Annotated in this window: 10 protein-coding genes; 2 read left to right on the forward strand and 8 right to left on the reverse strand. The window is 70.0% G+C overall.

The genetic code is table 11. The features are described from left to right. The 8 genes from ACWELJ_RS31185 to ACWELJ_RS31220 form a co-directional block, all read right to left on the reverse strand. A partial coding sequence (locus ACWELJ_RS31185) for a UDP-N-acetylmuramoyl-tripeptide--D-alanyl-D-alanine ligase (protein ID WP_452369678.1) occupies positions 1 to 1,033 on the reverse strand: 1,033 nt, incomplete at its 3' end. Beyond that, on the reverse strand, positions 1,030 to 2,697 hold the full coding sequence (locus tag ACWELJ_RS31190) for a UDP-N-acetylmuramoyl-L-alanyl-D-glutamate--2,6-diaminopimelate ligase (RefSeq protein WP_452369679.1): 1,668 nt from the start codon (positions 2,695 to 2,697) through the stop codon (positions 1,030 to 1,032). The genes ACWELJ_RS31185 and ACWELJ_RS31190, both read right to left, overlap by 4 nt. Positions 2,698 to 2,837: 140 nt before the next feature. Next, a complete protein-coding gene (locus ACWELJ_RS31195) occupies positions 2,838 to 4,793 on the reverse strand; it encodes a peptidoglycan D,D-transpeptidase FtsI family protein (protein WP_452369680.1) in 1,956 nt (651 codons plus the stop codon). A gap of 94 nt (positions 4,794 to 4,887) precedes the next feature. Beyond that, positions 4,888 to 5,571 carry a hypothetical protein gene (locus tag ACWELJ_RS31200; protein WP_452369681.1) on the reverse strand — a complete coding sequence of 228 codons (684 nt, stop codon included), beginning with the start codon at positions 5,569 to 5,571 and terminating at the stop codon, positions 4,888 to 4,890. Positions 5,572 to 5,650: 79 nt separating this feature from the next. Then, a complete protein-coding gene (gene rsmH / locus ACWELJ_RS31205) occupies positions 5,651 to 6,631 on the reverse strand; it encodes a 16S rRNA (cytosine(1402)-N(4))-methyltransferase RsmH (protein WP_452369682.1) in 981 nt (326 codons plus the stop codon). Positions 6,632 to 6,831: 200 nt separating this feature from the next. Further along, positions 6,832 to 7,263, reverse strand: coding sequence for a division/cell wall cluster transcriptional repressor MraZ (gene mraZ / locus ACWELJ_RS31210; RefSeq protein WP_213560465.1), 432 nt, complete (start codon positions 7,261 to 7,263; stop codon positions 6,832 to 6,834). A 461-nt stretch (positions 7,264 to 7,724) separates the two neighbouring features. Then, complete coding sequence (locus ACWELJ_RS31215; protein ID WP_452369683.1) at positions 7,725 to 8,150, reverse strand: DUF3040 domain-containing protein; 426 nt, start codon at positions 8,148 to 8,150, stop codon at positions 7,725 to 7,727. A gap of 125 nt (positions 8,151 to 8,275) precedes the next feature. After that, positions 8,276 to 8,716: an SAV_6107 family HEPN domain-containing protein gene (locus tag ACWELJ_RS31220; RefSeq protein WP_452369684.1), complete on the reverse strand. Its 441-nt coding sequence runs from the start codon at positions 8,714 to 8,716 to the stop codon at positions 8,276 to 8,278. 208 nt (positions 8,717 to 8,924) lie between these two features. On the opposite strand from ACWELJ_RS31220, the gene ACWELJ_RS31225 reads away from it, so the two are divergent. Beyond that, positions 8,925 to 9,536: a GNAT family N-acetyltransferase gene (locus ACWELJ_RS31225; RefSeq protein WP_357286695.1), complete on the forward strand. Its 612-nt coding sequence runs from the start codon at positions 8,925 to 8,927 to the stop codon at positions 9,534 to 9,536. Beyond that, the coding region (locus ACWELJ_RS31230) for a phytoene desaturase family protein (RefSeq protein ID WP_452369685.1) at positions 9,533 to 10,291 on the forward strand (759 nt) is incomplete at its 3' end. The genes ACWELJ_RS31225 and ACWELJ_RS31230, both read left to right, overlap by 4 nt.

The raw sequence follows: 10,291 nt of genomic DNA on the forward strand, positions 1-10,291 counted from the left end.
ATTCACGCTGCACGCCAACGGCGAATCGGTCGACGGCCAGCGCCGCCGCGACGGTCGCGAGATCCGCCCCCTGGTCCAGGGCGACGGCGGCGGCGGACAGGGCGTTGCCGACCTGGTGCTCGCCGGACACGGCCAGCTGGACGTCGACCGATTCGCCGTTGGCGTGCAGCGTGAATCGGGCGCGCGCCCGTTCGTCGAGCACGACGTCGGCGGCGCGCACGTCGGCCGAGGACGCCAGGCCCACGGTCACCACGCGGGCGGCGGTGCGCCCGGCCATCTTCGAGACCAGGTGATCGTCGGCGTTCAGCACGGCGAGACCGGAGGCCGGAAGGGCCTCGACGAGTTCACCCTTGGTCTGCGCGATCACCTCACGGCTACCGAACTCGCCCAGGTGCGCGGTGCCGACATTGAGCACGACGCCGACGCTGGGCGGGGCGATCTCGGTGAGCGCCTTGATGTGTCCCGGGCCGCGAGCCGACAACTCCAGCACCAGGAACCGGGTCTGCGCGTCGGCGCGCAGGGCCGTCCACGGGTGGCCGAGCTCGTTGTTGAACGAACCGGGCGGGGCCACAACGGGTCCCAGCGGCGCGAGCACGGCCGCGATCAGATCCTTGGTGGAGGTCTTGCCGGACGAGCCGGTCACCCCGACCACGGTCAGGCTCCCGGCCCGCACCAGCCGGTCCACGCTGGCACGGGCCAGCGCGGCCAGCGCGTCCAGCACCGCCGCGCCGGAGCCGTCGGTGTCGTGGGCCAGTGCGATGGCGCGGGTGTTCCCGGGGCGGGGCTCCACCACGATGGCGGGCACCCCGACCGGCCGGGCGGCCAGCACCGCGACCGCGCCCTGCGCGACGGCCCGCGCCGCGAAGTCGTGGCCGTCGGCGCGCTCACCCGGCAATGCCAGGAACAGGTCACCGGAACCGATTCGGCGCGAGTCGAACTCGGCCGATCCGGTGACCTTCGCCTCGGGATCGGCGACGTCGTGCAGCGTGCCGCCCACGACCTCCGCGATCTCCCGCAAAGTCATCTCGATCATGAATGCGTCAGGTCCCTCGTCTTTTCCGACAGGGCGGCCGCGAGTACCTCACGGTCGTCGAACGGCTGCTTCACGCCTGCAATCTCCTGCCCTGTCTCATGTCCCTTGCCCGCGACCAGCACCGCGTCCCCGGGCCGCGCCCAGTTCACCGCGGCCTGGATCGCGGCCGCCCGGTCCCCGACCTCCCGGACCTCACCGCGTTCCGCGTCCGGCACCTGTTCGGCCCCGGCGAGCACCGCGGCGCGGATGGCGGCCGGGTCCTCGCTGCGCGGATTGTCGTCGGTAATGATGGCCAGGTCGCTGCCGCGCGCCGCCGCCGCACCCATCAGGGGCCGCTTGCCGGCATCGCGATCACCGCCCGCGCCCACCACGACCGCCAGACGTCCCGTCCCCTTTTCGGTCAACCACGTGCGCAGCGTCGCCACGACCGATTCGATCGCGGCGGGTTTGTGCGCGTAGTCCACCACGGCCAGAAACTCCTGACCCCTATCCACCCGCTGCATGCGGCCCGGCACGTCGACCTCGCCGAGCGCCGCTGCGGAAGTCTCGATATCGGCGCCGGCCGCCGCGCAGACCGCGACCGCCAGCAGCCCGTTGGCGATGTTGTACGCGCCCGGAAGCCGCAGCCGCACATCCACATTGACGCCCGGCCCCGATGCGGTGAATTCCTGGGTGCCACCGGTCCCGGCGGTAACCGCGCCCGCGGTCCAATCGGCGGGCGCGCCCGCGCGGGTGGCCACCGTGCGCAACCGGCCGGTGGTATCACCGGATTCGGCTGCCAGACAGTCGGATACATCGCCCGCCAGGCGCCGTCCCCACTCGTCGTCCACGCAGATCACCGCGGTGCGCGCGGCCACCGAGGGGCGCGACGCGGCGGCGGTGCCGGGGCCGTCGGGAATGAACAGGCGGCGCTTGGCCGCGAAGTAGTCCTCGAAGTCGGTGTGGAAGTCGAGGTGGTCCTGGGACAGATTGGTGAACGCGCCGACCGCGAAGCTCACCCCGTCCACCCGACCCAGCGCCAGCGCGTGGCTCGACACCTCCATCACCACCGCGTCCACGCCCTGCTCGACCATGACCGCGAACATCGCGTGCAACTGCGGGGCCTCGGGGGTGGTGAGCGCCGAGGGCACCCGGACGCCGCCGACGCGGGTCTCGATGGTGCCGATCAGCGCGGTGCGCAGGCCCGACGCCGCCAGCCCGGCCTCCACCAGATAGGAGGTGGTGGTCTTGCCGGAGGTGCCGGTGATACCGATGATGCGCAGTGTGCGAGACGGATCACCGTAAAGGGCCGAGGACAACTCGCCCAGAATCGTGCGCGGCGCGTCGTGCACCAGCACCGGGACGGCGATCTCGCCGATCAGCTCCGCGCCCGCCGGATCGGTGAGGATCGCGACGGCGCCGCGCGCCACCGCGTCGGCGGCGTAGCGCGCGCCATGGGAATGCCCACCGGCCAGACCGGCGAACAGATCCCCCGGCAGCACCGCGTTCGACCGCTGCTCGATACCCGTGACCTGGATGTCCTGCCAACCTGCCGCGGACCCGGCGGGCGTCGCGCCCGTCAGCTCCGACACCGTGCGCAAGCTGGTCGCCGCCGGTGTGGCGGGCCGGAACACCTGCGGGGTGGACTGCGCGGGCACGAAGCTCCTCTCACGGGCGGGTTTCATATGTAGAAAAGATCCGGACGAGCGGATCGACGTGTCAGGTTACCTGTGTTCGATTGCCGTGCGATCGGCACGGCGCAGTTCGGTCACCCGCCGGTAGTGGTATCGGCGGCGGCGTGCGTCACGACCATCCGTTCCCTGCTCTAACTCGCCTGCAGAATCAGCTGTTTGGCGGGCGGCGACGGCGGGATCCGGTCCCGCTGCAGCAGCCACGACGCGATGCTGTGGAACAGCGGCGCGGCCGACCCGCCACCGCTGCCGTCGGAGCTGCGGACCGGCGCGTCGAGCATCATGCCGATCACGTAGCGCGGATTGTCGGCGGGAGCCATGCCCGCGAAGGTGATCCAGTATCGGTCGCTGGAGTAGCAGCGGCACTTGGGATCGATCTGCTGCGCCGTGCCGGTCTTGCCCGCGATCTGATAACCCTCGATCGAGGCCGGGCTGCCGGTGCCGGACTGGATGCCGCGCGGATCCTTCTGCACCACGGCCTGGAACATCTGCTGCAGGGTCTTGGCGGTCTGCGGGCTCACCACCTTCACGCCCTCCGGCGGCTCTTCCTCGGTGCGCGCGCCGTCCGGGGCGATCTTGGCCTTCACGATGCGCGGCGGAATCCGCACGCCATTGTTGGCGATGGCCTGGTACATGCCCGTCATCTGCAAGGTCGTCATCGAAAGACCCTGTCCGATGGGCAGGTTGGCGAAGGTGGAACCCGACCACTGGTCACGCGAGGGCACCACGCCGCCGCTCTCGCCGGGCAGGCCGACGCCGGTGCGCTGACCCAGCCCGAACTTCTTGAGCATGTCGAAATAGCGGTCCTCGCCGACCCGCTGCGCCAGCATCAGGGTGCCCACGTTGGAGGACTTCCCGAAGACGCCGGTGGTGGTGTACGGGGCGACGCCGTGCTCCCAGGCGTCGTGCACGGTGACCCCGCCCATGAAGATGCTGCCCGGAACCTGGAGCACCTCGTCGGGGTTGGTGAGGCCGTACTCGATGGCCGAGGCCGCGGTGACGATCTTGTTCACCGAGCCGGGCTCGTACACCTCCTGCACCGACGGATTGCCCAGATCGGTGGTGGACCAGAAGCGCGGCCCCATCGCGGGATTGAAGGTGTTGTCATTGGCCATGGCCAGCACCTGCCCGGTGTGCACGTCCAGCACCACCGCCGAGGCCGCGCTCGCGCCCGACAGATCCTTCGCCTGCTGCACCTGCTGCTGCACGTAGTACTGCAGATCCGAATCCAGGGTCAGCTCCACGCCGAAACCGTTCACCGCGGGCTGGCGGTCGCGCCACGAACCCGGGATCACCGCGCCGTCGGAGCCGCGGTCGTAGGTCATCGAGCCGTCCGATCCGGCCAGCAGGGCGTCCATCGAGGACTCCAGGCCGATCTGCCCGTGCCCGTCCCAGCCGGTCGCGCCGATCACATTGGCGGCCAGCGCGCCACCCGGGTACTCGCGCATGTCCTGGCGTTCGAGCCCGACCTCCGGGAACTTCAGCGTGATGTCGGCGGCGATCCGCGGATCCACATTGCGCACCAGGTAGACGAACGGCTCGTCGCTCTTCAGCTTGGCCAGGATGTCCTTCTCGGGGGCGTCCTTACCCAGCTTCTCGTGCAGGTATTTGGCGATGGCGGCGAGCCGGTCGTCCGGATCCGGGGCGGTCTTCGGCTGCTTCTCGCGCTCGTCGGCCAGATCCTTGCGGACCCGCACCGGTTGAAAGGTCAACGCCTTGGCGGCGATGGTGAACGCCAGCGACTTCCCGTAGCGGTCGGTGATCGGACCCCGGGTCGCGGGATCGGCCAGCTTCACCGTCCGCTGACTGGCCGCCTCCGCCGAGAGCTTCGGCGCGGAAATACTCTGCACCCACAGCAATTGGATGGCGGCCACGGCCAGCGCCACCAGCATCACCAGCCGGCCCACCCCGAACCGGAACCGCGTACTCGAATCCAGTCCCGGAGCCGGCCGCGGTCTGAACTGCCGCCCCGGCCCGGAACCCGCGCGACCCGAACCCGACTTCGCGCCGCCGGCGGCGATCCGCCCGCGCCCGGAATCGGAACGGCCCCGGCCGGACTCACGCCCGCGCCCCGCGCGGGTAGGGCTCATCGACCAACCCCGGCGGTTCGCGTCACCCGGCAATCCTCAGCCCGTAGACCGGACCGCGGCACCGGATTCACCGTATCCGCGCGGCACTCACCCGTCACCGGGGCGCGCCGTTCGCCTGGACGGCCGGGTTCTGCGGCGTCGGAAGCGGGGCCGCCGGAACCGGGTTCGCGGCACTCGTGGTCGGCGGGGCCGGGGTGCCGGACGGCGCCGGGGCCGGGGTGGTGGTCACCGGGACGACGCGCTCGCCCTGCGACTGCGACTGCTTCGGCGGGGCCGCGGCCGGGGTGGTGTTCAGCGCCGGAGCCGGAGCGCCCTGCGCGGGCTGCGGATTGCCGACCACGGTCACCTGACCGTCGGGGGCGATGATCAGGCGGGCCGGATCCTTGGCCGGGATCATGCCGAGTTCGGCGGCGCGCTGGGCCAATTCGGGCGCCGAGTCCGCCGCGGCCACCTCGCGCTGCAGCGCGTCGCGCTCATCGGACAGCTTCTGATTGGCGCGGCGCTGATCGCCGAGCTGATAGCTGTCCTCGGTGGCGCGGGTGGTGAGCAACAGCGTCAAGGCCAGACCGCAGCCCAGCAGCGCGATGATGGTGGCCACGAAGGACATCCGCCCGCGCGGGATCGATTCACTGCGCCGGCCGCGGCGCATCCCGGGCAGCTCCACGCCGCCCTCGCGATTACGGCGCCGGGCGTAGGCCCGTTGCGCCGCACCCGATTTGACCCGCTCGGCGGCCTGCACCCGGCGGGCCCCCCGGCTCACCTGCGTCTTGATCGTCATAGCGCGGCTCCGATCTCTCGGGTCGCGGCCCGCGACCGCCCGCCGATCCGGCGCTGCCGCGCCCCACCACGTCCCTGATTCATGTCGCGTCCTCCCCTGCGATACGTTCCGCCGCCCGCATGCGCACCGGAGCGGCCCGCGGGTTCTCCTCGATCTCCTGCTCGGTCGCCTTCTCCGCGCCGCGGGTCAGGATCTTGAATTCCGGTCCCATGCCGGGCAATTCGACCGGCAGGTCCAGGGGGGTGCGCGAGGCCGACCGCTTGGCCAGCTCCACCTTCACCACCCGGTCCTCCAGGGACTGATAGCTCATCACCACGATGCGGCCGCCCGGGGCCAGCGCGTCCAGCGCGGCGGGCAGCGCCGCCTCGAGCGATTCCAGCTCGCGATTCACCTCCACCCGCAACGCCTGGAAGGTGCGCTTGGCCGGGTGCCCGCCGGTCCGGCGGGCCGCGGCCGGGATGGTGTCGTAGAGCAGCTCCACCAGCTGCGCGCTCGTGGTGAACGGGGTGCGCTGGCGGCGCCGCAGGATCTCCGAGGCGATCTTGCCCGCGAACCGTTCCTCCCCATAGGTTTTCAGCACCCGGGCCAGCTCGCCGTGACTGTAGGTATTGAGCACGTCGGCCGCGGTGGGGCCGGTGCTGGAGTCCATCCGCATGTCCAGGGGCGCGTCCACGGAGTAGGCGAACCCGCGATCGGCCTCGTCCAGCTGCATGGAGGACACGCCCAGATCCATGAGAATGGCACTGACCGAACCCTTTTCGGGCAGGCCGGCCTGCTCCAGCGCGGCGGGGATCCCGTCATATCTGGTGTGCACCAGGGTGATCCGATCCCGGAACGGCGCTAGTCGCTCGCCCGCCAACTGCAGCGCCGCGGTGTCGCGATCCAGGCCGACGAGTCTGATGTTCGGGTAGGTCCGCAGGAAGTGCTCGGCGTGACCGCCGAGACCCAGCGTGCAGTCCAGGTAGACGGCGCGCTCGGAATGCAGTGCGGGACCGAGGATTTCGTCGGCGCGATGCAGGAGAACCGGAACATGGCGGGGGCCGTCATTGCTCTGGTTCACCTAGGACCTCCCGGAATTCACTGCCTCACGTTCATTCGCACGGCCACATCGGATAGCGAGCGACGGCGGGCCTCTTCACAACGACCTTCGAATTAGGGCGAATGCCCCGTGGTCTCTGACCGAAGCACCGCACCTGGCGTTGGGGAAGTACGTCAGGGTCGGTGTCGGGCAGAGGCCGCAGGGCACTCGCCTCGCTCGGGCTAGAAGATCTCGCCCAGCGACTCGTCTCTGGCCTGCGAGTAGTCCTCCTCATGCTCGGCGAGGTAGGAATCCCACGCCGTCTTGTCCCATATCTCGAGGAAGTCGACCGAGCCGATCACCACGCAATCCTTGGAGAGATTCGCGTAGCGGCGATGCTCTGCCGACAGCATGATCCGGCCCTGTGCGTCCGGACGTTGCTCATCGCTGGAAGCCGCCAAGGCCCGGACGAATGCTCGGGCCTGCGGGTTCGATCGGGACGCGGCCGCGGCTCTCCGCGCGAGCGCGGTGAACTCGTCCTTGGGATACACGGCAAGGCTGTGGTCCTGTCCCTTCGTGACCATCAACCCTCCCGCCAGCTCGTCCCGGAACTTCGCAGGCAACGTCAGTCGCCCTTTGTCGTCCAATCGAGGGGTATAGGTCCCGAGAAACACGTCTCGACACCTCCTGCCGGATCACCCTCTCGACTGTTCGGCCTCCTGTAGTGCGGGCTCCACATTACCCCACTTTCCCCCACTTTCAATCGAAAGCGCCGGTGATCTCGGTCCCCGCTTGGCGAACTTCGCAGGTCACACCAGCTATCACGGTGGTGGGGAAGATTTCGCGCAGTTCCCCCGACACGCGCGACGCGCGTCGGCGGGCATCCGACAACCGCCAGCAAACCCGCAGATAGCGTGCATTTCCGGCACCGGTGGGGCCGGGTGGGGAACCCCTGTGGGGAGGTGTGGGGAATCGTGGCGGGCACCCGACACGCCGAAACCCGACCAAGCAGAAACGCCGTGACGCCACATCCGAAATCGGAGTGGCGTCACGGCGTGTCGTGAAGATCTTCAGTTAGTCGATCGTGGTCCGCTGCCGCTCGCCGCCGAAAGCCCTCGGCCGCACGGCAGCCCGGTCAACTGTCCTGTTCGAATCTCTTGCGGAACCGGTCCTCCATGCGTGCGGAGAACCCGCCCTGCTTACGGGGCTTACCGCGGCCGGCGCCGGGAGCGCCACCCGTGCTGGGATGCGCGTCCGAAGCCCGACCGGCCGAACCACCCATGCGGGGGCCACCGATCAGCAACAGCACACCTGCACCGAACATCACGATGAAGCCGACGAGACTGATGATCGGGAAGCCGCCCGGCTTGAAAGGAGCGGCGATGCCGGCCACCAATAGAAACAGACCGAGGACGAACAAGGCCGCCGCCTGGAGTCTGCGCCGACCGGTGGCAGAACGTAACCGTCCACCCCGAACAGTCGAGGCGAACTTCGGATCCTCAGCATAGAGCGCGCTCTCGATCTGTTCGAGCATGCGCTGCTCGTGCTCGGAGAGTGGCACGGTACCTCCCCCGGCACTAGGTGGTGGCTGTCGCCTCCGGGTAGACGACGGGTAGCCGACCTTGGCGGCTATCTGCCACCAATAATACGAGTTCGATCAGAACCCGACCACCTACTCGCCGGAACTCACGCCAGCATTCCGTTCACCCACCCTGAACTGGGGCGGAGCCGCGACGCGGCGGACAGCAGATCCGCGACGTCGTGCAGGAATGCGCCTACCCGCGAAGCGAACTCGTCGGCGCGGTGATCGTCGATGGGCCGGGACAGACCCGCCTCGAGCGCCGCGCGTGTCTCGGATTGTCCGGTGAAATAGTCGGTCCACATGACGAATTCCGGTGCCGCGCGCTGCATCAGGACCCAGGCGTTGCGCGAGCGCGCCCGCGGCGCCCGGTCGGCCCCCGTCAGCGCCAGCACCGCGCCCGCCCCGCGTAGCGCCGCCAGGTAGGCGATGCGGAAACGCTCCGCCGGATCGCGTTCTCCCCGTGCCTCCGACAGCAGCCCATCGGCCTTGCGCAGCAGGTCGCCGGCGCGGCCCGGGTGGCCCGGACGTTCCGTTTTCCCGGTCATTTCGCGTACCTCCCCACTCGCACACCCGAATCACATCTATAAGGACAACGTGTCCCGATCAGGCATTTCACCCAAGTCGAAGATCGAACAGGCATTCGAAGGTTTCTGTTGGGTTTGAATATAGAGAGACCCACCGACAAGTTGCGGCGTCCACCGTGGCGCTACTGTCGATCCATCCGTCCGCGCCAACGAGAGTTGCGTCCAGCCGATGACCGCAGTCACCCCCAAACCGACGCCGGCACCCGTCGTGGTCGACCTGTCGGCCGCGACCCTGCGGCACCGGCTGCACGACGCCCTGGCGGTCTACGTCGCGGCGATGGACTATCCGCGCGGCACCGAACACCAGCGCGCCCCCATGTGGACCGAGCACACCACCCGCCCCGGCTGGCAGGCCGTGGCCGCGGTGCTGCCCGACGACGACGGGCGCCTGGACCTGCGGACCGCGCCCATCGTGGCCATCGCCTACGGCTATCACGGCGCGCCGCACCAGTGGTGGCATCAGCAGGTGTACAGCGGGATGCGGCGCACCGGTTGGCCCGAATCCGGCGCGCGGGAACTGCTTTCGGATTACTTCGAGCTGACCGAACTGCACGTGCACCCCGCCGCGCAGGGCCGCGGGCTCGGTGAGATCCTGCTCACCCGGCTGCTGCAGAACCGGCCCGAGCGCACCGTGCTGCTGTCCACCCCCGAGGTGGACCGCGAGTCCAACCGGGCCTGGCGGCTGTACCGGCGCCAGGGGTTCGGGGATGTGGTGCGGCACTTCATCTTCTCCGGCGACACCCGGCGGTTCGCGGTGCTCGGGCGGCGGCTGCCCCTGTGAGCGGGCGCGGCAACGGTTCCCGCACGGCCGACAAGTCCTCGCGCACAGTCATAGTCGTCGGATCGGGGCACAACGCGCTGGTCGCGGCCTGCTACCTGGCCAAGGCCGGACATCGGGTCGAGGTGCTCGAACGCGACACCGTGCTCGGCGGGGCGGTGTCCACCGTGGAGCGGTTCCCGGGGCATCTGGTCGACCGCGGATCCTCGGCGCACATCATGATCCGGCACACCGGGATCATCGAGGAACTGGAGCTGGACCGGTTCGGGCTGCGCTATATCGACTGCGACCCCTGGGCTTTCGCGCCCGCGCCCGCCGGGAGCGGGCTGGCGCCCATCGCCTTCCATCGGGACCTGGACCGGACCTGCGCGTCCATCGCCGCCGCCTGCGGGCAGCGGGACGCCGAGGCGTACCGGCGGTTCGCGACCGTGTGGGGTCCGCGCAGCGCGCGGGTGATGCGGGCCTTCTCGGGCACTCCGACCGGCGGGCATCTGCTGAAGTCGTTCTGGGGCATGGATCCTCGCGAGGCGGCCGGGGCCACCGGACGCGCCAGCGGCGGGGCCCTGTCCCGGGAGATGATGCAGTCCGGAGACGCGCTGCTGGACAGCCTGTTCGACAGCGAACGGCTCAAGGCGGCGCTGGCCTGGTTCGGCGCGCAGTCCGGGCCGCCCATGTCCGAACCCGGCTCCGCGCCCATGGTGGGGTTCGCGGCGCTCATGCACACCTTGCCGCCCGGGCGCGCGGTCGGCGGCAGCGGC

It is taken from the genome of Nocardia sp. NPDC004582, assembly GCF_053602115.1.

Coding starts and splice junctions, on each gene's coding strand:
- ACWELJ_RS31200 (WP_452369681.1), bottom strand. CDS start 5,571: ATGACGATCAAGACGCAGGTGAGCCGGGGGGCCCGCCGGGTGCAGGCC.
- ACWELJ_RS31195 (WP_452369680.1), bottom strand. CDS start 4,793: ATGAGCCCTACCCGCGCGGGGCGCGGGCGTGAGTCCGGCCGGGGCCGT.
- ACWELJ_RS31220 (WP_452369684.1), bottom strand. CDS start 8,716: ATGACCGGGAAAACGGAACGTCCGGGCCACCCGGGCCGCGCCGGCGAC.
- ACWELJ_RS31225 (WP_357286695.1), top strand. CDS start 8,925: ATGACCGCAGTCACCCCCAAACCGACGCCGGCACCCGTCGTGGTCGAC.
- ACWELJ_RS31190 (WP_452369679.1), bottom strand. CDS start 2,697: ATGAAACCCGCCCGTGAGAGGAGCTTCGTGCCCGCGCAGTCCACCCCG.